Source organism: Pseudooceanicola sp. NS-SX9 (genome assembly GCF_057380705.1).
In genome coordinates, this window is sequence record NZ_CM170818.1 from 733,606 (window position 1) to 756,566 (window position 22,961).

At 68.9% G+C, this 22,961-nt stretch carries 22 protein-coding genes; 10 read left to right on the forward strand and 12 right to left on the reverse strand.

The annotated features are described in order from the left end of the window. The first annotated feature begins 81 nt into the window (after positions 1-81). Entirely contained in the window at positions 82-768 is a 687-nt protein-coding gene (locus tag AC2ITM_RS03490; protein ID WP_486468440.1) for a GntR family transcriptional regulator, read from the forward strand. A 4-nt stretch (positions 769-772) separates the two neighbouring features. Here the strand turns inward: AC2ITM_RS03490 and AC2ITM_RS03495 are convergent, their stop codons facing one another. The 4 genes from AC2ITM_RS03495 to AC2ITM_RS03510 all read right to left on the reverse strand — a co-directional run bounded on the left by AC2ITM_RS03495 (position 773) and on the right by AC2ITM_RS03510 (position 6,641). Continuing rightward, complete coding sequence (locus tag AC2ITM_RS03495) at positions 773-2,617, reverse strand: glycosyltransferase (protein ID WP_486468441.1); 1,845 nt, start codon at positions 2,615-2,617, stop codon at positions 773-775. A 1-nt stretch (position 2,618) separates the two neighbouring features. After that, positions 2,619-4,256 carry a cellulose biosynthesis cyclic di-GMP-binding regulatory protein BcsB gene (locus AC2ITM_RS03500; RefSeq protein WP_486468442.1) on the reverse strand — a complete coding sequence of 546 codons (1,638 nt, stop codon included), beginning with the start codon at positions 4,254-4,256 and terminating at the stop codon, positions 2,619-2,621. Between the two features lie 95 nt (positions 4,257-4,351). Further along, positions 4,352-5,569 carry an NAD-dependent epimerase/dehydratase family protein gene (locus AC2ITM_RS03505; protein ID WP_486468443.1) on the reverse strand — a complete coding sequence of 406 codons (1,218 nt, stop codon included), beginning with the start codon at positions 5,567-5,569 and terminating at the stop codon, positions 4,352-4,354. A gap of 526 nt (positions 5,570-6,095) precedes the next feature. Beyond that, the gene (locus AC2ITM_RS03510) at positions 6,096-6,641 is read right to left on the reverse strand and encodes a carboxymuconolactone decarboxylase family protein (RefSeq protein ID WP_486468444.1); all 546 of its coding nucleotides are present in this window, start codon (positions 6,639-6,641) and stop codon (positions 6,096-6,098) included. A gap of 163 nt (positions 6,642-6,804) precedes the next feature. On the opposite strand from AC2ITM_RS03510, the gene AC2ITM_RS03515 reads away from it, so the two are divergent. The 7 genes from AC2ITM_RS03515 (at position 6,805) to AC2ITM_RS03545 (ending at position 12,484) form a co-directional block, all read left to right on the forward strand. Next, positions 6,805-7,479 (forward strand): Crp/Fnr family transcriptional regulator, encoded by a 675-nt coding sequence (locus tag AC2ITM_RS03515; RefSeq protein ID WP_486468445.1) that lies wholly within the window; start codon positions 6,805-6,807, stop codon positions 7,477-7,479. 148 nt (positions 7,480-7,627) lie between these two features. Next, a complete protein-coding gene (locus tag AC2ITM_RS03520; protein WP_486468446.1) occupies positions 7,628-8,062 on the forward strand; it encodes a YeeE/YedE family protein in 435 nt (144 codons plus the stop codon). Then, positions 8,062-8,502: a DUF6691 family protein gene (locus AC2ITM_RS03525; RefSeq protein ID WP_486468447.1), complete on the forward strand. Its 441-nt coding sequence runs from the start codon at positions 8,062-8,064 to the stop codon at positions 8,500-8,502. Before AC2ITM_RS03520 ends, AC2ITM_RS03525 begins: the two co-directional genes overlap by 1 nt. Positions 8,503-8,533: 31 nt before the next feature. Beyond that, positions 8,534-9,418: an MBL fold metallo-hydrolase gene (locus AC2ITM_RS03530; RefSeq protein ID WP_486468448.1), complete on the forward strand. Its 885-nt coding sequence runs from the start codon at positions 8,534-8,536 to the stop codon at positions 9,416-9,418. Between the two features lie 104 nt (positions 9,419-9,522). Beyond that, positions 9,523-11,271 carry a SulP family inorganic anion transporter gene (locus tag AC2ITM_RS03535; protein WP_486468449.1) on the forward strand — a complete coding sequence of 583 codons (1,749 nt, stop codon included), beginning with the start codon at positions 9,523-9,525 and terminating at the stop codon, positions 11,269-11,271. A 110-nt stretch (positions 11,272-11,381) separates the two neighbouring features. After that, the gene (locus AC2ITM_RS03540) at positions 11,382-11,798 is read left to right on the forward strand and encodes a response regulator (protein WP_486468450.1); all 417 of its coding nucleotides are present in this window, start codon (positions 11,382-11,384) and stop codon (positions 11,796-11,798) included. 491 nt (positions 11,799-12,289) lie between these two features. After that, complete coding sequence (locus AC2ITM_RS03545; RefSeq protein ID WP_486468451.1) at positions 12,290-12,484, forward strand: hypothetical protein; 195 nt, start codon at positions 12,290-12,292, stop codon at positions 12,482-12,484. Between the two features lie 1,301 nt (positions 12,485-13,785). Here AC2ITM_RS03545 and AC2ITM_RS03550 read toward each other — a convergent pair. Further along, a complete protein-coding gene (locus tag AC2ITM_RS03550) occupies positions 13,786-14,217 on the reverse strand; it encodes an Lrp/AsnC family transcriptional regulator (RefSeq protein WP_486468452.1) in 432 nt (143 codons plus the stop codon). A 144-nt stretch (positions 14,218-14,361) separates the two neighbouring features. On the opposite strand from AC2ITM_RS03550, the gene AC2ITM_RS03555 reads away from it, so the two are divergent. After that, a complete protein-coding gene (locus AC2ITM_RS03555; RefSeq protein WP_486468453.1) occupies positions 14,362-14,673 on the forward strand; it encodes a cupin in 312 nt (103 codons plus the stop codon). A 12-nt stretch (positions 14,674-14,685) separates the two neighbouring features. Here AC2ITM_RS03555 and AC2ITM_RS03560 read toward each other — a convergent pair whose 3' ends face one another. Then, positions 14,686-15,588: a LysR family transcriptional regulator gene (locus AC2ITM_RS03560; protein ID WP_486468454.1), complete on the reverse strand. Its 903-nt coding sequence runs from the start codon at positions 15,586-15,588 to the stop codon at positions 14,686-14,688. Between the two features lie 93 nt (positions 15,589-15,681). Between AC2ITM_RS03560 and AC2ITM_RS03565 the strand changes: the two genes are divergently transcribed. Next, entirely contained in the window at positions 15,682-16,788 is a 1,107-nt protein-coding gene (locus tag AC2ITM_RS03565) for an alanine racemase (protein ID WP_486468455.1), read from the forward strand. A gap of 6 nt (positions 16,789-16,794) precedes the next feature. On the opposite strand, the gene AC2ITM_RS03570 is transcribed toward AC2ITM_RS03565, so the two are convergent. The 6 genes from AC2ITM_RS03570 to AC2ITM_RS03595 are packed head-to-tail and all read right to left on the reverse strand — an operon-like array spanning position 16,795 to position 22,835. Further along, complete coding sequence (locus AC2ITM_RS03570; RefSeq protein ID WP_486468456.1) at positions 16,795-17,994, reverse strand: M20 aminoacylase family protein; 1,200 nt, start codon at positions 17,992-17,994, stop codon at positions 16,795-16,797. 3 nt (positions 17,995-17,997) lie between these two features. Beyond that, positions 17,998-18,987 (reverse strand): peptidase C39 family protein, encoded by a 990-nt coding sequence (locus AC2ITM_RS03575; RefSeq protein ID WP_486468457.1) that lies wholly within the window; start codon positions 18,985-18,987, stop codon positions 17,998-18,000. Continuing rightward, the gene (locus AC2ITM_RS03580) at positions 18,984-20,024 is read right to left on the reverse strand and encodes an ABC transporter ATP-binding protein (protein WP_486468458.1); all 1,041 of its coding nucleotides are present in this window, start codon (positions 20,022-20,024) and stop codon (positions 18,984-18,986) included. The genes AC2ITM_RS03575 and AC2ITM_RS03580 overlap by 4 nt, the downstream gene beginning before the upstream one ends. Beyond that, entirely contained in the window at positions 20,021-21,055 is a 1,035-nt protein-coding gene (locus AC2ITM_RS03585; protein WP_486468459.1) for an ABC transporter ATP-binding protein, read from the reverse strand. The genes AC2ITM_RS03580 and AC2ITM_RS03585 overlap by 4 nt, the downstream gene beginning before the upstream one ends. Next, a complete protein-coding gene (locus tag AC2ITM_RS03590; RefSeq protein ID WP_486468460.1) occupies positions 21,052-21,897 on the reverse strand; it encodes an ABC transporter permease in 846 nt (281 codons plus the stop codon). Before AC2ITM_RS03590 ends, AC2ITM_RS03585 begins: the two co-directional genes overlap by 4 nt. After that, positions 21,894-22,835, reverse strand: coding sequence for an ABC transporter permease (locus AC2ITM_RS03595; protein WP_486468461.1), 942 nt, complete (start codon positions 22,833-22,835; stop codon positions 21,894-21,896). The genes AC2ITM_RS03590 and AC2ITM_RS03595 overlap by 4 nt, the downstream gene beginning before the upstream one ends. Between the last annotated feature and the right edge of the window lie 126 nt (positions 22,836-22,961).

Genomic DNA, 22,961 nt, shown 5'->3' on the forward strand with positions numbered 1-22,961 from the left:
ATTGCACGGCCCGGTGGATCTCTCCTAAGGCATTCCCGGGCGTTCAGGTTCCCATACCGTCCCGCCCCACAGGAGGTCCGCATGAACATCCAGGCCAAACCCAGATCGCTCACGGAACAGGTCACCGCCATGCTGCGAAGCTGGATCATCGGGGGCCGCCTGGCGCAGGGCAGCCACCTGTCCGAGGTCCGCCTGGCCCAGCAGCTGAACGTCAGCCGCACCCCCATCCGCGAGGCGATCAACCGGCTGGAAAGCGAGGGGCTGGTGCAGGTGATCCCGCAGCGTGGCACTTTCGTCTTCCGCATGGCAGAGGCCGACCTTCTGAAGATCAGCGAGGTCCGCGTGGCGCTGGAATGCGCGGCGCTGACGCTGGCGATGCGCAACCGCGGTGACCGGCTGGCGCTGCGGCTGGCCGAATGCGTCGCCCGCATGGACGAGGCCCGCGCCGAGGATGACGATTTCGAATATATGGGCCTTGATACGGAATTCCACCAGCTGATCATCGACGGGTCGGAAAACTCATACCTGGTGGATAGTTACCGGGCCATTGCGCCAAAGATGGCGATGCTGCGCCACCAGTTGCGGATGATTTCCGACCGCATGGACGACACTCAGGCCGAACACCACGCCCTGGCGCGGCTGGTATCGGCGGGGGATCTTCCGGCGGCGCTGGCATTGCTGTCAGAGCATATCTTCCACGGCGGCCGCCTGCCCGGGGCGCCGCCGATCACGGTGACGGCCGCGCCGCAACCGGTGATGGCGGGCTGAGGCCTCAGGCGACGCGCAGCGGCTTGCTTTCGACGACATTGCGCAGATAGGCCTGCGACAGGTCCTCTCGTTGCGTGGTGATGCGGATCGACAGCATGGATTCCAGCGTGAAATAGGCGCGCAGGATGCGGAACAGCAGGTAGGGCAGCATGGCGCGGATCGCCAGCGGCTGGCCGTTCGCCAGGGCGGCCAGCACCGCCATCAGCGCCGGGGCCCCGATGAACAGCGCCAGGATCGCCGACCACAGCACGGGGCTGGCGGGGTTGTAGCCGCCGGCATGTTCGATCAGGCCGAACAGGAACAGCGGCAGCAGCATCGTGCGCCGCCCCGAATTCACCAGCATGAACGGCATCAGCACCTTGCCGCGCAGCGTCAGCCAGGGCGAATACATCAGGTCCCGGCAACGCGAGCTGATATGGTAGACCGAGCGGAACCAGCGGATGCGCTGTTCCCGCATGTGGCGGTAGGTGGTGGGCACCTCGGAGATATAGCGGATCCGCGGATCGACGACCGAGCGATAGCCCATCTCGCCGATGCGCAGGGAAATGTCGGTGTCCTCGCCGTTCATGCCCTGGACAAAGCCGCCCAGTTCGCGGGGCTGGGCGGTGCGGTAGCACACGAACATGCCGGGGATGCCGACGACGCAGTTGATGGCGGTAAAGCCCACGGAATAGAAGCCGTGCTTGACCAGCACCTCCAGCAGCCGGGCGCTGTCGAAGGGGCCGCCGCCGGGCGGCATCGGCATCCCGCCCACGCAGCCCACATGGGGGTCGCGGAAATACTGCATGGCGCGCGACAGGTTGTCTGGGCCCAGCTGGGTATCGGCATCGACGCGGATCATGAATTCGGTCCTGACCATCGCCAGCCCGGTATTGAGGGCGTTCGACTTGCCGGGGGTGGGGATGTGCAGGACCTCTCCGGTGGCGTGGCGGCAGGCGGCCAGGGCCGCGGCCGCAAGCGCCCCCGTTGCATCCGAGGAATTGTTGTCGAGGATCAGCACATGCACCGCCCCAGCATAGTTCCCGGCGGCGATGTCCATCGCCTCGATGGTGCGGGCGATGATGTATTCCTCGTTGTAGGCGGGCACGATGATGGTCAGCGGCGGGGTGAAGGGATCGCTGAGGCGCCGGCGCTGCACGCGCCAGTCGTCCCAGCGGCCCAGCAGGTAGATCTGCACGAAGACGGCGGGCAGGAACAGGAAGACCCCCGGCCCGATGCCCCCCAACAGCGACAGGCTGCGCAGCCAGCCCACCAGCGGCAGGTGCAGCGACACCACCCAGCCCGTCAGCACGCCCGAGACCGCCAGCACCAGCCCCAGCCGCAGCGTCGCCATCCAGGTGTGGAAGGGGCGGTAGACCACCCGGATGCGGCTGGGCATGTTGCCGCGCTCCAGCAGCTTGAAGGCGAAGAGGGCAAAGCCGAAGAGGCCGCTCATGATCTCGACGAAGTTCATCGAGTAAAGCGTGCCGTTGATCGCCCCGATGACCCCGTTCGCCAGGTCGAACAGCGCACAGAGCAGCGCGTAGGTGATCAGCAGGTCCAGCAGGAACAGCACCCGCCCCGCCAGCGAGGCCGTCGCGAAGGCCGAGAAGGCGATGTAGAACGAGATCACGAAGATCCGCACGGCGATGGAATGGGTGCCGCGGTAGTCCGACAGCACCAGGTCATGGCCGGCAAAGACCAGATCCATGCCGGGCAGGGCGCGCAGGCTCAGCAGGCCCCAGGCCACCAGGCAGAAGCAGACCAGCGTCGCGGGCGCGCGCCATTGCGGCACCTGGATGGCAAAGCGGCGCGGGTTGCTGTCGACCGAGGCAAAGACCACCTGGCTGCGGGCGTCCTGGTTGGGCATGTCAGCCCTCCGATCCGGCAGGCTGGTCCTGCGGGGCGGGCTGGGCCTGAGCGGGGGGCTGGTCCGGCACCGGCAGCGACAGGATCACCGCTGCGGGCCAGATCAGGCCGCCGTATTGCTGCTGCATCTGCGCCAGCGGCATCGCGCGGGGCAGCTGGCTGTCGGGATCGGACCAGATGACCCAGTGCTCCCAGCCGGGCCGGGCCAGCGCCTCGGCATCCTTGACCAGCGCCCCCGAGACGGCGATCGCCTGCGGATGGCTGTCGTCGGCACCGGCTTCGATCGCGGTGGCGCCAGGGGCGAGGGTGGCCAGGATCCGGGCGATGCGGGTGGCCTCGGGGCCGGTCAGGTCGGTGCCACGGGTGACGCGCAGGTGCTGCTGCTGGGCGATGCGGTTGCGCAGCCGGGCGATGGCGTCGGGCACCAGCGACGGGCCGCCGGCCAGCAGCGTACCGGGCCGCATCTCGGCCAGCAGTTCGGGGCCGCGGTTGCAGATGCCCTGCACGTCGTAATCGGAACTGGCCGAGACCTCGACCACCACGGCCTGGTTCGGCGACAGCTTCGGCAGCGGCAGGTCGCGGTCATATTGGCCCACGTCGCCGGGCAGCTTTTCGGCCCGCACGAGGGTGCCGTTGACGGTGACGGCGATGGTCCAGTCGGTGTCCTTGGGCAGCGGACCAAGCGCCATCGACAGCGCCAGGGATTGCGGCACCTCGCCGGCGGGCAGCTGATCGGGATCGAGGCGCGTGCGCCAGCTGGTGTTGCGGAAGAAATGCCTCAGGCCGCCATTGCCGCCCACCGTCGACAGGTCGATGGGCCAGCTGTAGCCCATCAGCGCGGTGTCGCTGCGCGGCCGCATCGCCAGCGGCAGGGGGGCGGTGCGGCGCAGCGTCTGCAGATCGTCCGTGGTCAGGGCATCGGCCTGGGGTTCGGCGCGGAAGGCCACACCGTAATGCTGGCGCACCAGATCGGCGGCCAGCACCAGCCGTTCGGTCTGCGCATCGGCGCCCAGATCCGGCGCCCAGCCGATGCGCACCGTGTCGCCCCAGGCGATCACCCGGTCCCGCACCGAGGACACCGGCCGGTCCAGCTGCAGGTGCAGCGCGCTGGTGGGCTCGATCTGGACGATGCTGCCGATGCCGTCCTCGGAACAGGGGGCGTTGGTGCCGTGGCCCTGCAGGCTGAACGACACCGGAAGGATGCCGCCCGCCAGTTCCTGGGCGGTCAGGGGGATCTCGATCCGGCGCTTCTGGGTGCCGGTGGCCAGCAGCACGTCGGCGCGGCGGGTGCCGTTGATGGTGACGCGCAGGGCGGTTTCGATGCCGGGCAGGGTCTGGGCGGTGGTCTCCAGCACCAGCGTGCCGCCCAGCGGGCGGGCATCGAAGGGCAGGACGAAATCGGCGCTCTGGTAGGCGGGGACGCCGGACAGGATCATCGGATCCGACGGGTCGGCGCGCAGGGTGATCTGGGTCTGGTCGCGGCGGTGCGAGGCCTGCGGGGTGACCTGGGCAAAGCGCAGCGTCGGATCGCTGAGCAGCGCCTGGGTTTTCAGAAGAACGTCATCGGCCCGCAGATAGGACAGGGCAACGGCGGCGCCCGCCAGCAAAAAGGCGAGCAGCGCAAGACCAAGCATACGCATGAATTAAGTACCTGAATGTATTTGGGGAACCGGAAAGACCCGCGCCCCCTTCACGAAAGGGCGCGGGCCTGGTCTGCCGGTCCGGTATTGAAAGATTACTTGCCGACGGCGAACAGCGGCACGTCGTTGGACACCACGCCCGGGCGCTGGTCATGCGTCCAGGTCGAGACGCAGGGGATCATGTCCCGGCGGCAGCGGTGCGCGTATTTCTTCGAGATCTCAAGCGTCTCGTCCAGCAGCCCGTCCTTCAGCGTGATCGGATCAAGGCCCAGCGACAGGAAGGTCTTGTTCGAGACGCGCAGGTCGTTCTCGGCGGCTTCGTTGCGGGGGTTCTCGACCAGGGCGACGCGGGCCCCGGTGACCGAGCTGACCAGCCGCGCCAGATCGCGCACGCGGTGGGTCTCGGTCATCTGGTTGATGATCTTGACGCGGTCGCCGGCCTGGGGCGGGTTGTCGACCGCCAGCGCCACGCAGCGCACGGTGTCCTGGATGTTGATGAAGGCGCGGGTCTGGCCGCCGAAGCCATGCACCGTCAGCGGGTGGCCGACGGCGGCCTGCATCAGGAAGCGGTTCAGCACCGTGCCGTAATCGCCGTCATAGTCGAAGCGGTTGATCAGCCGTTCATCCATCCGGGTCTCTTCGGTCTGGGTGCCCCAGACGATGCCCTGATGCAGGTCGGTGATCCGCAGCTTGTCGTTCTTGGCGTAGAACTGGAACAGGATCTGATCCATCGACTTGGTCATGTGATAGACCGAGCCGGGGTTGGTGGGATACAGGATCTCGCGCTGGTAGATCTGCTTGTTGTCGCCGGGGACATAGACGTTCAGGTAGCCCTCGGGGATCTCCAGCCCGTCGCCGTCATAGCCGTAGACGCCCATGGTGCCCAGGTGCACGATGTGGGTTTCCAGATCCAGCTCGGTCACCGCGGCCAGCAGGTTGTGCGTGGCGTTGATGTTGTTGTTGACCGTGTAGACCTTTTCCTCGGCGCCCTTCATCGAATAGGGGGCGGCGCGCTGTTCGGCAAAGTGGATGATCGTGTCGGGCTTGACCCGGGTCAGGGTGTCGCGCAGCGCCGCGTAATCGGTGGCGTCGACATTGTGAAAGCCGATGGTCTGGCCGGTCAGCTCTTCCCAGGCGGCGATGCGGGTCTCGATCGAGGCGATGGGGGTCAGGCTGTCGGCGCCCAGCTGGGCGTCGATCCGGCGGCGGGAAAGGTTGTCGAGGATGGCCACGTCATGGCCGAGGGCGGAAAGATGCAGAGAGGTCGGCCAGCCGCAGAAGCCGTCGCCACCGAGTACGAGAATGCTACCCATTTGATGTATCCTTTGCGGATTATCTGTCGTGTTTTTTAGAAAAGTCCCTGACCATTTGATTAAAGTAAACGTCCGCTTTCGGGCAACACGGCTTGCGCCCCGATGGGATGTTCTTTGGAAATGGATTCTCACCCTCCGGGTAGGAGGTATATCCCTTCGGATAGGGTTTCATGGCCGAACAAAAGGGTCTCTGGAAACGGAAAAACCGTTCAGATCCCAGTCTCGGCTGGCTCCGCTCGTCCTACAACACCCGGACAGTTCGGAAACGAATCACCTGAAACGGGTGATCGCATGTCAGGAGCGCCGGCCAGCGCCCTGATCCCTGCGTATCTCAGATACCAGAAGCCTTGTCCAGAAACTCTTCTGAATTGGCGAAGGATAATGGTGGATCCCGGATTGCATGTTTCCAGATTGGGCGGGTCTGCAATTCCAGGATGTATGAATGCCAGTTTGTCGCAGGGTATTTAATGCAGAACGCCGCCATTCCAGTGGGAACGGCGGCGTTTTGAATTGCATTGCCCTGCGTCTATTCCGCGGCGCGCAGGCTTTCGCGGGGATGCGGCTGCAGGTCGACGTCGAAGGTTTCGGCCACCCGACAGGTCAGCATGTACTGGCCGATGGTCATGGTGATGTGCATCAGCTGCTGGTTGTCGAAATGGCCCTTGGCCTCGGCGAAGGTGCCGTCGCTGACGCGCACGTCGCGGACCATCTCGTCGGTGAAGCGCAGCGCGGCCAGCTCGGCCGGGGTAAAGCAGGCGGCGGTGGGGCGGGTGCGCAGGCCCAGGATGATGTCCTCGGACACGTCATTGCGGCGCAGGAATTCCTCGTGCTGGCGGATCACGTAGCCGGCGCCCTGCAGGTTGGCGGTGCGGGTGATGATGTATTCATACAGCATCAGCCCGATCGAGAGGTGCTGGCGCAGGTAGGTGCCAAAGCCCAGATGCCCCGGCACCACGTTGCCGGCATGGGCCAGCATGCGAAAGATGTTGCCGCCGGGGCTGCGGCGGGTGGCCAGGTAGGCCCGGGCCTCCTCGGGCAGGGCGTCCAGGTCCGCGTAGTCGATCCGTGCCATCATGTCCTCCTGTTGCGGCATGGCGGCAGGGTGGGGCCGGGCCCGTGCCCGGACAAGCGCCGCTTCGTGACGTCAGGATTGTGGTATCGTGACGAATGCGGGGCGCACGGCTTTTCCCGGGGAAACGGGCTGCTATAGTTCCGCAAACAAAGCCGAGGCGCAGATGAGTTTCGTTTCCCAGGACTGGATGTCCCGCTTCGATGGCCTGGCCGACATGCCCGAGGACCTGAGGCAGGCGCTGGTCAGCGGCAGCAGGCTGGTGCGCTATACCGCCGGAGAGCAGATCTTTGCCCCCGGCGACAGTGGCGACAACCTGCTGATGCTGCTGCAGGGCACCGTGCGGGTGCAGCAGAAATCCGACACCGGCCGCGAGGTGTCGCTGTACCGGGTCCATGCGGGCGACAGCTGCGTGATGACCACCGCCTGCATGCTGGCCTACGAGGATTATTCCGCCGATGGCGTCGCCGAGACCGATGTCGAGGCCGTGGCGATCCCGCGCAAGACCTTCGATGCGCTGGTGGCGCAGTCGCCGATGTTCCGGCAGATGGTGTTCCAGGCGTTCTCGCGCCGGATCACCGACCTTTTGACGCTGATCGACGATATCGTGTTCCAGCGCCTCGACGTGCGGCTGGCCGCCCGTTTGCTGGAGCTTGCGGGCAAAGACGACACCGTGCACGCCACCCACCAGGTCCTGGCCAATGAACTGGGCACCGCGCGCGAGGTGATCTCGCGCACGCTGGCGGATTTCCAGCGCCGCGGCTGGGTCGAGCAATCCCGCGGTGCGGTCAGGATCACCGGGGCGGCGGGGCTGGAACGGCTGGCGCGCTCTGCCGGATGAGGGGGGATCGGGGCAGTCATGCAAAAATGTGCATATTTGCCGCGGCTCGGTGATGTTGTCACCGTCGGCAGGACGCCCGCCGTGGCATAGGATGGTCCATGACAGACCGATGCCGCCGGACAGAAGACCCGGCCCGGAAGGACAGAGCATGGAAACCACATTCACTCCTCTTGCATCGCTGGGCGGCGGGCTGCTGATCGGCGCCGCGGCCGTCCTGCTGATGGCGCTGCATGGCCGCATCTTTGGCGCGACCGGGATCCTGTCGGGGATCCTGAATACCCGCATCACCGCCGACTGGGGCATCCGCGCCGCCCTGCTGGTGGGCATGATCGCCGCGCCGGTGGTGATGCTGCTGGTCACCGGCCACGGGCCCACGGTGCAGATCCCCAATTCGGCCGCGATGATCGCGGTGGGCGGGCTGCTGGTGGGCATCGGCGTGTCGTTCGGCGGCGGCTGCACCTCGGGGCACGGGGTCTGCGGCAACGCGCGTTTCTCGCGCCGCTCGATCACCGCGACGCTGACCTTCATGGCCGGCGCCTTCGTCACCGTCTTCCTGATCCGCCACGTCTTCGGAGGCTTCTGATGCGTTATCTTGCTGCGCTTCTCGTCGGGCTGGTCTTTGGCACCGGCATTTCGATCTCGGGCATGGCGAACCCCGCCAAAGTCTTGAACTTCTTCGACATCTTCGGCCACTGGGATCCCAGCCTGGCCTTCGTGATGGGGGGCGCGCTGCTGGTGGCCATCCCCGGCTACCGGCTGGTCTTCCGGGCCCCCAAGCCGGTTTTCGAACCTGCCTTCCAGCTGCCGGGCACGCGCCTGATCGACCGCAAGCTGGTGCTGGGCTCGCTGACCTTCGGGGTGGGCTGGGGGATCGCGGGTTTCTGCCCGGGCGGCGCGCTGCCGGCCCTTGGCACCGGCATCCCGCAGGTCTTCCTGTTCGTCGCCGCCCTGATCGCCGGGCTGCTGATCGCCCGGCTGATGAAATCCGCCCTGGCCCATCGCCAGTCCGCCCCAGCTACCTGATACCCGCAACCTGATCCCTCCGGAGCCTGCCATGACCGAGCGCCCCAACACCCCCGTCCACCCGGATGTCACCGGCTTCTTCGACGAGGCGACCAACACGATCTCCTATGTCGTGAAGGACCCGGCCTCGGACGCCTGCGCGATCATCGATTCCGTCATGGACATCGACTATGCCGCCGGCCGCATCACCTATGACCATGCCGACCGGATGATCGCCTTCGTGCAGGACCACGGCCTGACCCTGGAATGGCTGATCGAGACCCATGTCCATGCCGACCACCTGTCGGCCGCGCCCTATATCCAGAAGAAGCTGGGCGGCAAGCTGGGCATCGGATCCCGGATCACCGTGGTGCAGGACACCTTTGGCAAGGTCTTCAACGAGGGGACCGAGTTCCAGCGCGACGGCAGCCAGTTCGACCGCCTGTTCGAGGACGGCGACACCTATACCATCGGCACGATGACCGCCCATGCGATCCACACCCCCGGCCATACGCCCGCCTGCATGGTGCATGTGATCGGCGATGCGGCCTTCGTGGGGGATACGCTGTTCATGCCGGATGGTGGCTCGGCCCGGGCGGATTTCCCCGGCGGCGATGCGGCGACGCTGTATGATTCCATCCAGCGCGTGCTGGCCCTGCCGGATGAAACCCGCCTGTTCATGTGCCACGACTACGGCCCCAACGGCCGCGACATCCGCTGGGAAACCACCGTGGCCGAGGAAAAGGCCCACAACATCCATGTGGGTCAAGGCACGTCGCGCGAGGATTTCGTCAGGTTCCGCACCGAGCGCGACGCCACCCTGGCCATGCCCAAGCTGATCATCCCCTCGCTGCAGGTCAACATGCGCGGCGGAGAGCTGCCGCCTGCGGACGAGGACGGCAAGCGCTTCCTCAAGGTGCCGCTGAACGGGTTGTAAACCCCTGAGGGCTTTCCCTCGAACCTAGCATCGCGCGCCGGCCCTGACCGGCCCGCGCCCCGCCCGCGGGAGGGGTCCCCTTCCGCTCTGAACAGGAGCCTGCCATGGCTGCCCGAATCCTCTCGCGTTACCTGCCGATCCTGAGATGGGGACGCAGCTACGATCGCCCGACCCTGTCGAACGACCTGATGGCGGCGCTGATCGTGACGATCATGCTGATCCCGCAATCGCTGGCCTATGCGCTGCTGGCGGGTCTGCCGCCCGAAGCGGGGATCTATGCCTCGATCGTGCCCATCGTGCTTTATACGCTGTTCGGCACCTCGGGCGCGCTGGCCGTGGGGCCGGTGGCGGTGGTGTCGCTGATGACGGCCTCGGCGGTGGGGCAGGTGGCGCAGCAGGGGTCGATGGGCTATGCGGCGGCGGCGCTGTCGCTGGCGCTGATGTCGGGGGCGATCCTGGTCTTTACCGGGGTGTTCCGGCTGGGCTTCATCGCCAATTTCCTGTCGCATCCGGTGATCGCGGGCTTCATCACCGCGTCCTGCATCCTGATCGCGCTCAGCCAGGTGAAGTCGATCCTGGGGGTTCAGGCCTCGGGGGAAACCCTGATCGAGGTGCTGCACAGCCTGCTGGCCCATGTCACCCAGACCAATCTGGTGACGCTGGTCATCGGCGTGCTGGCCACCGCCTTCCTGTTCTGGGTCCGCAAGGGGCTGAAGCCGCTGCTGAAACGGCTGGGCCTGAAGGACGGCCCCGCCGGCATGATCGCCAAGACCGGCCCGGTGCTGGCGATCATCGCCTCGACCGTGGCGGTCTGGGGGCTGGACCTGCAGGACCATGGCGTCGCGGTCGTGGGCCGCGTGCCGCAGTCGCTGCCGCCGCTGACCCTGCCGGACCTGTCGCCGTCGCTGCTGGGGGCGCTGTTCATGCCGGCGCTGCTGATTTCGATCATCGGTTTCGTGGAATCGATCTCGGTCGCGCAGACCTTCGCGGCGAAGGAGAACCAGCGCATCGACCCGGATCAGGAGCTGATCGCCCTGGGCGCGGCGAACCTGGGGGCGGCCTTCACCGGCGGCTATCCGGTCACCGGGGGCTTTGCGCGCTCGGCGGTGAACTATGACGCGGGGGCGCGGACGCCTGCCGCCGGGGCCTATGCGGCCCTGGGCCTGGCCATCGCCGCCGCGCTGCTGACGCCGCTGGTCTACTTCCTGCCCAAGGCCACGCTGGCCGCGACGATCATCGTTTCTGTCACCGGGCTGATCGATTTCAGCATCCTGAAAAAGACCTGGGCCTATTCCAAGGCCGATTTCTGGGCCGTCACCGCCACCATCGTCGTGACGCTGCTGCTGGGGGTCGAGGCGGGCGTGTCGACGGGGGTGCTGATCTCGATCGGGCTGCATCTGTACAAGACCACCCGCCCGCATGTCGCCGAGGTTGGCCTGGTGCCCGGCAGCCAGCATTTCCGCAACATCAACCGCCATGACGTGCTGACCGACCCGGCGCTGCTGTCGCTGCGCGTGGACGAGAGCCTTTATTTCGTCAATGCCCACTTCCTTGAGGACCAGATCGGCGACCGGCTGGCCGAGGGGGTGCAGGTGAAGAATGTGGTGCTGATGTGCTCGGCGGTGAACAGCATCGACTATTCGGCGCTGGAAAGCCTGGAGGCGATCAACCGCCGCCTGACCGCCGCCGGGATCGGCCTGCACCTGTCCGAGGTCAAGGGCCCGGTGATGGATCGGTTGAAATCGACGCATTTCCTGGAAGAGATGAACGGCCGGGTCTTCCTGTCGCAATATGATGCCTGGAAGGCGCTTGCGGCCCCGCACCGGCAGGACCGGCCGGAAGCTGCTGAATAGGACACGCCGGTGGGTTCGGTGGGGCGGGGGATCTTTACCGGCTGGTACGAATGTTGAATTATGGTCGTCCCGGAATATCTGACCGGTGCGGCTGCACCTTCGGAGGCCTCATGGCGCGTATCCTGCTGATGGAAGATGACGTTGATCAGGCGGTGATGCTGTCGATGATCCTGGAGCGCCGTGGTCACGAGGTGACAATCACCGCCTCGGCCGAGGAAGCCATCCAAAAGGTCGACAGCGCGGTGTTTGACCTGATCCTGACGGATCTGTTCGTGCAGCAGCACGGGGTTCTGGTCGGCAGCGGCGGCCTGCGGCTGATCGGCTTCCTGCGCAACGGCAAGCGCACCGGCCCCGTCGGGACCGAGCGCAACGTGCCCGTCATCGCCATGTCGGGCGTGCTGGGTGGCCCGACCGAGGGGCATTTCCTGAAGATCGCGGAGACCACCGGCGCCGACATGCGGCTGGAAAAGCCGGTGCCGCCGGACAAGCTGCACCAGGCGATCGAGACCTTGCTGTCCCGCGGGTGATCTTGTCGAATGGCGGGGCGTGGTGCGCGCCGTCCCTTTGCATGCCGTCCCTTTGCGTGCCTGTCAGGATCTGTATCAACGCGCGCAGGTGCCGTGACGGAGGGGTTGGCTATTCAACCAGGATGCGGCCCCGTTTTCTGGGGTGTCCGGGGTGTCCGGGGTGTCCGGGGTGTCCGGGGTGTCCGGGGTGTCCGGGGTGTCCGGGGTGTCCGGGGTGACCGGGGTGAGTTGCGCGGCCATGTCTTCATTTTGCGAAGCCGGGTGCTGGATTGCCTCTGCTGCCGCCTAAGAAATGATCCCGGTCGGCTTGGGCCGGTGATGGATGTCGCGCCCTTCAACTTACTCAAGGGGGCATGTTCCGCGGCCACCAAGGCGTGCCCAGGACCATGGCGATGCATGATCCGGGCCTTGAAATGGCTGTTGTCGGGCGCGCCGCTGTGTCGGCCGAGTGAAATCCTGCTCATCCCACAAGGCAGAACGCAGGAATGAGTATGACGATGGGCGAGGGCATCAAACCCAGGACGGCGAAGCGGAAGACGGCTCTGGTGATCGAGATCATCCAGGGCAAGACGACCGTGTCGGAGGCAAGTCGCGCCTTTGACCTCACACCGTCCGTGATCGAAGACGCGAAGCGGGGGATGGAGACCTGGCTGCGGGCCAACCCGCTCGACATCCGGGCGCAATAGGAGAAGCAGCTGCGGGACCTGCAGAAAGCCCATGGCGAGGCCATGCTGGAGCTGCGGGCCCGAAACAAGCTTCAGGCCCGGCTCGGATGCGCGGGACGGGAATGGATCCGTCGCATCCAGGCCGGGGCCTCTTGGCGGAGGGTGTCGCGGCGGCGCGTCACGCCGGACAGGGCCCGCGCAGCCATGCCGGATGCGGTTATCCGCCGGTTGAAGACGATCCCGGGCGGCGGCAACGGATGGCGGGCAGGGCCATGATCGCCTCTGGTCATATGGATTGTTTCGTTTCGGCGGATCGGGGGCCGGCCGGGGATGGCATCCGGGCGCGACAATCCGGCGATGGCCCGGCCCCTTATGGGCGCATCGACCCGGGCGCGGCCCGCGTCACCTGCCGGTCCAGGCGGCCCGGCAGGCCGGGTGCAGCCCCGGGCCTTGCGCGAAGGGACAAAGGGGCTGCGGGGACTGCCGCCACGAACCGGCACAGGCCCCCGGGGAGAGGGAATTGCGCCTGCGGCCGCCCCATGGTGCAGGCCCGCCAGAAGCGCAGGCCCGGGCGCGCGGCCGGCGGGGTCAGCACAGCACCGTCCCTGGCGACAACCGGCCCAGGCTGTGGCAGGCCCATATGCCGCCCGCAGCCGAAAGCGCCAGCCCTTGGGCCAGAGCGCGGCATCGAACGCCCTTGATGATGGGGATGGCCCCAGCAAACGGCATCGCACTGTGCCGGCCGGGTCTGGATACAGCCACCCGAAAGGCGCCCCGCATGGAACATGCCGATCACGATCGGCCTCGAACTGGCCACACATGTCTTTTCGCTTCATGGCGTCGGCGCGCATGCCGGCATGGTGTGCCATCGCCCGTTAAGGCGCGCCGCTGCCGTTCTTCTCTCGGCAGGAGCCCTGTCTGGTTGGTGTGGACGCCTGGCGCCGGGCGCATCACCGGGCCGTCCCCGCCCGCCCTGTGCGCCCGCCGCCGGGCAAAGCCCGGCCCCCCCCGCCGGCGACCCACCTCTTGCCCGCAGGCCGGATGCGTTTCGCCCGGGGTGCCTGTCGACGTCTGCGTTGCCGTCGAAGGGGGCTTCGGGCCCCGCATCCGGCCGCGGGCAGAGCACATGTCACCATTGGATCGCCTGAGGTGACTTGCTTCGGGACGTCGGAAAGGACTGCATGCCTTCAGCCTGTTGCGACAGGATCCGAACCCCAGATCCCGGATGGCAGACCGCAAGCGCGCAGGCCAGCGCGTCCAGGCGCCCCGGAAAACGCGGGAATACCGGTCTTACTGCATCACAGGGCCCGCGCCGGGCGGGGTCAGCCGCCCAGGTCCGACAGGACCGCGCGCAGCTCGACATGGCCGACGCCTTCGATCAGGGCCAGCCGGTCACCCAGGGCGCTGAGTGCCGCAGCATCGGGACCACGCAGCAGCACCACCGCATCGACGTCTCCGGCCAGCGAAAAGATCCGCTCGACCCCCGGAACGGCCTCCAGGCGGCGCAGCACCGGCGCGCAGGGACGCTGGGCGATGCCTACGAAAGCCAGCGCCGCATGGCCTGCGGGCTGTGGCGCCTCGCGGGTGGTGTAGCCGCGCAGGATCCCGGCCTGCTCCATGCGGGCGATGCGGTCCTGCACGGCGGTCCGTGACAGGTTCAGCTCTCGGGCGAGGGCGGCGGTGGGGCGGCGGGCATCCGCGCGCAGCAGATCCAGCAGGCGTTGTCCGGTGGCATCAAGCGCAGGGCGCGGCATGAACGGTCGTCTCCTGGCGCGGCGCCCCGGGGGCAGGGCAGGAACCGCGATCTGCAGGGTATATACGTCGTTTCGCAGGCTTCCTCCAGCGGCGCGGGCATGGTCGGATCGGCGCAGGTTGTGAGCAACGGAAAAGGCAGAGCCATGCACGTGTACCGTCCCGCAGAATTTACCGGCCAGCGCGCCTGGGATGCCCTGGATATCGAGCGTATCGCGGATGCGACCGTGCGGCTGCACTGGACCGATCAGCCCTATGTCTGGCACGTCAATGACGGCCCCGAGGTCTTTGCGGTCCTGGATGGCAGCGTCGACATGCATGTGCGCGGCCCGGCGGGCGAAGAGGTATTCCGCCTGGCCACCGGTGACGTGTTCCACGCCGAGGCAGGCGATGCCCATGTGGCCCATCCGGTGGGCGCCGCCCGGGTGCTGGTGATCGAACGCGCCGGCAGCATCTGACGGCATGCCGCTTCAGCCCTGCGGCGCGCCGACCTCGGTCACCAGGCAGGCCAGAAAGGCGTCGATCCGGGTGGCGCGGACGGCCCGCGGGTTCAGCAGCGCCACGATGTCGGCATCAGGCAGCGACCAGTCCGGCAGCAGGCGCACCAGCCGGCCGGCCTGCAGATCGGCGGCGACGCTCCAGTCGGAACGTTCGATCAGGCCATGCCCCTGCAGGGCCCAGTCCCGCAGCACCTCGCCGTCGTTGCAGCTGAAGGCGGGGGGCAGGCGCAGGCTGATGTCCTGGCCAGCCGGGCCGCTGAACCGCCAGAGCGTGGCATCGGCCCGGTCCTCGCGCAGGATGCCGATGCGCAGGGCCGACAGCTGGTGCGGATGCGTGGGGCAGCCGGTGCGCGCCAGGTAGTCCGGCGCGGCCACCAGCAGCCGCCGGTTCGGGGCCAGCAGCCGCTGCGTGATCCCCAGGTCGGGCAACCGACCGACATGCACCAGCAGATCCCAGGGAGCGCGGCGCAGCATGCCCAGGGGATCGTCGCTCAGGGTCAGTTCGGGGCGCAGGTCGGGGTGGCGGGCGGCGAAGCGCATCAGGATCGGGGCCAGCCGCAGCCGCCCGAAACCGAAGGGCGCCACGACATGCAGCGGGCCCTCGATCCGTCCGGCGCGGGATGTCATCTCTTCGGTCAGCGCCTCCAGATCGGCCAGCAGGCCTGTGGCGCGCCCGACCAGATGCGCGCCTTCGGCGGTCAGGCGCAGCGGGCCGCGGCCGCGCTCCAGCAGCCGCAGGTGCAGGCGGGCCTCGATCAGCGCCAGGCGCTGCGACACCGCAGGCGGGGTCACGTTCAGGCTGCGGGCTGCGGCGGCCAGGCTGGGCGCCGCCGACAAGACCACGAGAAAGCGAAGATCGGCCACGTCCAGCATAAGGCGCAGCTTAATGTTTTCTTTTGCTCTCGTGAATGGGGGCTGAAGCTGTGGCGTGCTATCCCGGGGGATGACCCCGGAAAGGACCGCCAGATGAGCCCCCTAGATGATCTTGCCACCCCCGCGCTACTTCTGGACGAGGCCCGGATGACCCGCAACATCGACCGTCTGGCCCGCCGGGCCGGGCAGCTGGGCGTGGCGCTGCGCCCGCATCTGAAGACCGCCAAGTCCCCCGAGGTGGCGCGGCGTCAAAGCGGCGGCACCGGCAATCCGGTGACCGTCTCGACCCTGGCCGAGGCCGAGGCCTTTCAGGCGGCGGGCTATCGCGACATCCTCTATGCGGTGGGCATCGCCCCGGACAAGCTGCCGCGGGTTCAGGCGTTGCGGGCCCTGGGCTGCGATGTGACGGTGATCCTCGATAGTGCCGCGCAGGCCCGGGCGGTGGCCGCCGCCGGTGTGCCGGCGCTGATCGAGATCGACTGCGACGGCCATCGCGGCGGGCTGGGGCCGCAGGATCCGGGCCTGGTCGCGGTGGGGCGGCTGCTGGGGCCCTGGCTGCGCGGGGTGATGACCCATGCCGGCGAAAGCTATGGCGTGGCGGGCGCCGAGGCCCATGCCGCCTTCGCCGAACGCGAGCGTGCCGCCGTGGTGACCGCCGCCGGAGTGCTGCGCGGAGCGGGGCTGGACTGCGCGGTGGTCAGTGTCGGTTCGACCCCCACGGCCCATGCGGCGCGTGACCTGACAGGCGTGACCGAGCTGCGCGCCGGGGTCTATGTCTTCTTTGATCTGGTGATGGCCGGGATCGGGGTCTGCCGGATCCAGGACATCGCGCTCAGCGTGCTGACCACGGTGATCGGCCACCAGCCGTCGCGTGGCTGGGTGATGGTCGATGCGGGGTGGATGGCGCTGTCGCGTGATCGCGGCACGGCGGCGCAGGCCGAGGACCAGGGCTATGGGCTGGTCTGCGACACGGCGGGGCGGCTGCTGCCGGGGCTGATCGTGCAGGCCGCCAATCAGGAGCACGGCATCGTGGCGCTGCGTCCGGGGTCCCGGGCGGCGCTGCCGGTGCTGCCGATCGGCACCCGGCTGCGCATCCTGCCCAACCATGCCTGCGCGACGGCGGCGCAGCATGCCTGCTACCACGTGTTGCCCGCGCAGGGCGGCCCGTTGCAAAGCTGGCCGCGCTTTGGCGGCTGGTAGGGCGGGTCAGGCGGAACGGGCCAGCTGATCCGGGAGGGTGCCCACCGGCATCCGTGCCTCGGCCAGGGCGACATGCAGGGCGGCGCCCCAGGGCAGGGCTTCGTCGTTGAAATCGAAGGCGGGGTGATGCAGGGGGGCGCTGCTGCCATTGCCGATGAACAGGAAGGCGCCGGGACGGGCCTGCAGCATATAGGCGAAATCCTCGGCCGCGAGGGTCGGGGCCAGAGCATCGTTCACCCGGTCGTCCCCGGCCAGGGCGCGGGCGACATCGGCGGCGTGGCGGGTATGTTCGGGGCTGTTGACGGTGACGGGATAGCCGGGCTGCCAGATCACCTGCGCCCCGGCCCCGAGCGCGCTGGCGGTGTCGCGGGCGATGCGGTGCAGCCGGTCCCGGGCCAGATCGCGCGCGGCGGGCGCAAGCGAGCGTACCGTGCCGGTCATCCGGGCGCTCTGGGCGATGATGTTGCGGGCGCGGCTGTCGGTTTCGAAGGTGCCCACCGTCAGCACCAGACTGTCGAGCGGATCGGTATTGCGCGCCACGATGGTCTGCAACGACAGCAGGATCTGCGCCGCGACCAGCGTGGCGTCGATGGCCTGATGCGGCCGCGCGGCATGGCCGCCCCGGCCGGTGACGGTGATCTCGAACGTGTCGGATGCCCCCATGATCGCCCCGGGGCAAAGCGCGAACTGCCCGATGGGCAGGCCCGGCTGGCAATGCATCCCGTAGACCTCCTGGATGGCGAAACGCTCCATCAGCCCGTCCTCGATCATGGCGCGGGCGCCGGCGCCGCCTTCCTCGGCGGGCTGGAAGATCAGCGCCACGGTGCCGTCAAAGCGCCGCGTCTCGCAGAGGTATTTCGCCGCCCCCAGCAGCATCGCCACATGGCCGTCATGGCCGCAGGCGTGCATCTGCCCGGGATGGCACGAGGCCCATTCGGCCCCGGTGGCCTCGGTGATCGGCAGGGCGTCCATGTCGGCGCGCAGCCCGATTACCCGCCCCGAGGCGCCCCGGCCACGGATCAGCCCGACGACGCCCGAGCGCCCGACGCCCGTCACCACCTGATCGCAGCCGAAACTGCGCAGTTTGTCGGCGACCAGCGCGGCGGTGCGCGGCAGGTCGTACATCAGTTCCGGATGGGCGTGCAGGTCACGGCGCCATGCGGTCATTTCGGGCGCCATCTGCGCCAGTCGGTTCGGGATCGGCATGGCTCAGGTCCGGGGGGGCCGGATCACCAGCGCGGCATGGGCGGGCGGGGTGCCGTAGACGCCCATCTGCATCAGGGTCTCGGCCCGGATCGGCAGGCAGTCGACATCGGCCAGGGTCTCGCCGTCGCGGGGTTCCAGCCAGGGGTCGTTGACCAGTACGATGCCGTCGGCCTCGGCATGCAGCAGGATCCAGTGCGGCGCGTGGTGGTCATGGGTCAGGATCTGGTCGATCAGCAGGATCACCATGGCGCCCGAACGCAGCGCCGCCAGCAGGCCCGCCTGATCCAGCGCCTCGGGGCGCAGATCCAGACCGGCGGCGGCCACCTCGTCGCGGAAGGCGGCCTGGACAAAGGTCATCAGTTCGCGCTTTTCCTCGGTCTGGGCGCGGTCGATCAGGATCGGGCCGGTGGCGTCGAAATGCAGCGTCACCCCGAAGCCGCGCCGCGCCAGGGCCAGCATCATGCCATAGGGATCACAGCCGCCGGGACCGTTCAGGCCGATCATCGTGGTGGCCTCGCGCCAGATCTCGATCTCTCGCGGGCGGGTGACGGGGCCCATGGCCATGGCGATGCTGACCGGCCCGCAGGTAAAGCCGGTGGACTGGTTGTAGACGCCGACCTGATGGGCCAGCGGGATGGGCGCGCGCAGCCAGCGCTGGGCATAGCCGCGCCCGCTGTCCTGAAGGCCAAGGGCAGCGATGGCCTGCACCTGATCGGGCAGGGCCCGCAGCAGCACGGCGCCTTCGGCCCGCGCGGCGGCGATGACGCCCTGGGCCAGCGTTTCGGTCAGCTCCCCGGGGCAGCACCAGCCGATCACCTGCCGGACCAGCGCGGTGCGGCGCTGGCGGGTGACGGCATGGGCCCGGGGGGTGCCATCGGCGGCCAGCACGCCCACGGCGCGGATGCGCGCCTGATCGGGCAGCTCAGCGGGGGCCGCGCCCTCGGGCAGGGCCGAGAGCGGCAGCGGGCGCACAGGATCGAGCGTTTCGGTCACGAGAGGTCTCCTTCGGCAAGGGCGGCGCGGCGGTAGAGCGCAATGGCGCGGGCAAGGCGTGGGCTGGGGGCGGGCAGGGGGCGCGCCCAGTCGGGCAGCCCGGGCCAGAGCGGGCAGGCGGTGCGGTGATCGGTGCCCTCCAGCGCCGGATCCTCGCTGCGGCAGGGGGCGGTGGCATGGGGGCAGCGGCTGGCAAAACGGCAGCCGGGGGGCAGGTTCAGCGGGCTTGGCACCTCGCCCTGCAGGGGGGCGGGGCGTGCGGGGCCGCCGGGCACGGGTTCGGGGGCGGCGGCCAGCAGGGCGCGGGTATAGGGATGGCGGGGGGCGCGGAACAGGGGCTCGGCCGGGGCGTCCTCGACAATGCGGCCAAGGTACATGACGGCCACGCGGTCGGCGATGTGATGCACCAGCGACAACCCGTGCGAGATGAACAGCAGGCTGACCCCGGTCTGCGCCTGAATGTCTTTCAGCAGGTTGGCGATCTGCGCCTGCACGGACACATCGAGCGCGCTGACCGCCTCGTCCGCGACGATCAGGCGCGGATCGGTCGCGAGCGCCCGGGCGATCGCCACGCGCTGGCGCTGCCCACCCGAAAGCGCATGGGGCAGCCGCCCCGCCACCCCCTGCGGCAGCCCGACAAGCGAGAGCAGCCGGGCCACCCGGGCGCCGCTGTCACGGGCGCTGACCAGTCCATGCAGGCGGGCGGGTTCGGCGATCAGCTCGGCCACGGTCATGCGCGGGTTCAGCGCGCCGAACGGGTCCTGCATGATGATCTGGATCTGCCGGGCGCGGGCCCGGCCGCGGGCGGGGGGCGCGCCGTCGAACAGGATCTGGCCGCCGGTGGCGGGGGTCAGGCCGGCGACGATGCGGCCCAGGGTGGACTTGCCGCAGCCGCTTTCTCCGACCAGCGCCAGGGTTTCCCCCGGGGCGATGGTCAGGTCGATCCCGTCGAGGGCACGCAGGCGGCGCGGGCCGCCCAGACCCCGGCGCAGGGGAAAGTCCTTGGCGATCCCGCGCAGCTCCAGCAGGGGTGTCATGGCTGGTCCTCCAGGGTTGGCAACAGGGGGGCAAGGTGGCAGGCGGCGCCCTGATCGGGGCGGATCGGGCGCAGGGCGGGGCGTTCGCTGCGGCAGAGGGCGCGGGCGAAGGGGCAGCGCGGGTGGAAATGGCAGCCCGGCGGCATGTCGCGCGGATCGGGGACGGTGCCGCGGATCGGCAGCATCGGGGCGCCGCGCGGGGTCATCTGCGGCATGGCCCCCAGCAGGCCCACGGAATAGGGATGCTCGGGCCCGTCGAACAATGCGTGGGCCGAGGCGCGCTCCACCTGCCGCCCGGCGTACAGCACCGCGATGTCGTCGGCCGTCTCGGCCACCACGCCCATGTCATGGGTGATGAACAGCGTCGCCGTGCCATGTTCGCGCGCCAGCCCCCGGATCAGGTCCAGGATCTGCGCCTGCACCGTCACGTCGAGCGCCGTTGTCGGTTCATCCGCGATCAGCAGGCGGGGGCGGTGGATCAGCGCCATGGCGATCAGCGCCCGCTGGCGCATCCCCCCCGACAGCTGGTGCGGATAGGCGCGGGCGCGTTCGTCGGGCGCGGGGATGCCGGTGGCGGCCAGCGCCTCGACCGCGCGGGCGTGGGCGGTGCGGCGGGGGATGTCCTCGTGCAGCAGGATGGCTTCGGTGATCTGGTCCCCGATGCGCTGGACGGGGTTCAGCGCGGTTGCGGGCTCTTGGAAGATCATCGCCATCTCGGGGCCGTTCAGGGCGCGGCGGTCGCGCGGCGCAAGGCGCAGCAGGTCGCGCCCGGCAAAGCTCAGGCGATCCGCCGTCAGCCGGGCCCCGGGCGGCAGCAGCCCCATCAGCGCCAGCGACAGCACCGACTTGCCCGAGCCGCTCTCGCCCACCACCGCCAGCGTGCGTCCGGGCGAAAGCGTCAGGTCAAGGCCATCAAGCGCCGCCAGCGGCCCGCGTTCGGTCGGGAAGCGGACGCAGAGGTTGCGGACCTCCAGCAGGGGCGGGGCAAGGGCGGTGTCGGGGATCAGTTCCTGGGTCGGGACGGGTTTCACCGGGACCTCCTGTCGGTGGCGTCGCGCAGCGCGTCGCCCAGCATGTTCACCGAAAGCACGATGAGGAAGATCAGCGCCGAGGCCCCGAACGAGACATGCGGCGCAAGGAAGATGAAGGCGCGCCCCTCGGCCGCGATCGAGCCCAGCTCGGCCATGGGCGGTTGCAGGCCCAGCCCCAGGAACCCCAGCGAGGCCGCCAGCAGCACCGCATCCCCGAAGGCCAGCGTGACGTAGGTCAGGATCGGGGCCAGGGCATTGGCCAGCAGGTAGCGCGTCAGCAGGATGCGGTCGGGCAGGCCGATGGCGCGGCCGCCGTCGATGAAATCCCGGGCCATCACCGACAGGGCGGCGCCGCGGGCGATCCGGGCGATGCCGGGCATCACCGACAGGGCGATGGCCAGGATCAGGCTGTGCAGCCCCGGCCCCATCATCGCCGCCAGCGACAGCCCGAAGAGGATCGAGGGGAACGACAGCAGCACGTCCACCACGCGCATCAGCACCGGATCCAGCCTGCGGTAGAAGGCCGAGGCCAGCCCGATGGCGGTGCCCGTGATCCCGGCGATGGCAACGCCCGTCAGCCCCAGCAGCAGCGTCGTGCGGGCGCCGAACATCAGCCGGGTCGCCAGATCGCGCCCCTGGGTGTCGGTGCCCAGCCAATGCGCGGGCGACGGCGGCTTCAGCCGCATCCGCAGGGCGGTGTCATAGGGATCATAGGGCGACACCAGCGGCCCTAGCAGCGCGAAGAGCACCACGAGGATCAGCACGGCGACCGAGATCACCAGCGCCGGGCGCGGCAGCGCGGGCAGGCGGCGGCGGGGCAGGGACAGCGGCAGGTCGGTCATGCGCGGCCTCTCAGGCGGGGGTCGGCCAGTTCCGACAGCAGATCCACCGCGACGTTCACCCCGATGAAGGCCGAGGCCAGCAGCAGGATCGCGCCCTGCGCCAGCGGATAATCCCCGGTGGTGATCGCATTGACCGCGAGCCGGCCCAGCCCGGGCCAGGAAAAGATCGTCTCGGTCACCACGGCGCCGCCCATCAGCGTGCCGATCTGCAACCCGACCAGCGTGATGATCGGCAGCAGCGCGGTGCGCAGCGCATGGTGCAGGATCACCCGCGCGGGGCCGGCGCCCTTGGCGCGGGCGGTGCGGACGTGATCGGCCAGCAGCGCCTCGGAAAGCGTGGTGCGGGTCATCCGCGCGATCGGGCCCAGCAGGATCAGCCCAAGGGCGGTGGCGGGCAGCACGACATGGGAAAAGCCATCAAGGCTGAGGACCGGACCATTGCGGCCCTGGATCGGAAAGGCATGGGTGCGCGCGGCGAATTGCACCAGCAGCAGCCCGACCCAGAACACCGGGACGGACACTCCGGCCACCGCCACCGCCATCACCGCGCGGTCCAGGATCCCGCCCCGGCGCAGCGCCGCGAAGATGCCCAGCAGCAGACCCGCCGGCAGCGCCCAGGTCAGGGCGGCGCACATCAGCTCCAGCGTGGGGCCGGCGGCGGCCAGAAGTTGCCCGGCGACGGGGGCGTTGTTGATGATCGAGCGGCCCAGATCACCCTGCGCCACATGCGCCAGATACAGCGCGAACTGCACCATCACCGGCTGGTCGAGGCCCAGGTGACGGCGGATCGCGGCGATTTCCTCGGCGCTGCCATCGGCCCCGGCGAGGGCCGTGGCGGGATCTGCGGGCATCACCTGCAGCATCAGGAAGCCCACCAGCAGCACGCCGATCAGCACGACGAGCGAGGTCAGCAGACGTTGGGCAAGATGGCCTGACATGGCACCTCCCTGTGGCAAGGGGCCGGGGGAACCCGGGCCCGGGGTGAGGGATGGACCGGGCGAACCCGGTCCGTGGGTAAAGGGGCCGGAAGGAACCTGGCTCCGGGGTGAGGGAAGGGCCGGAAA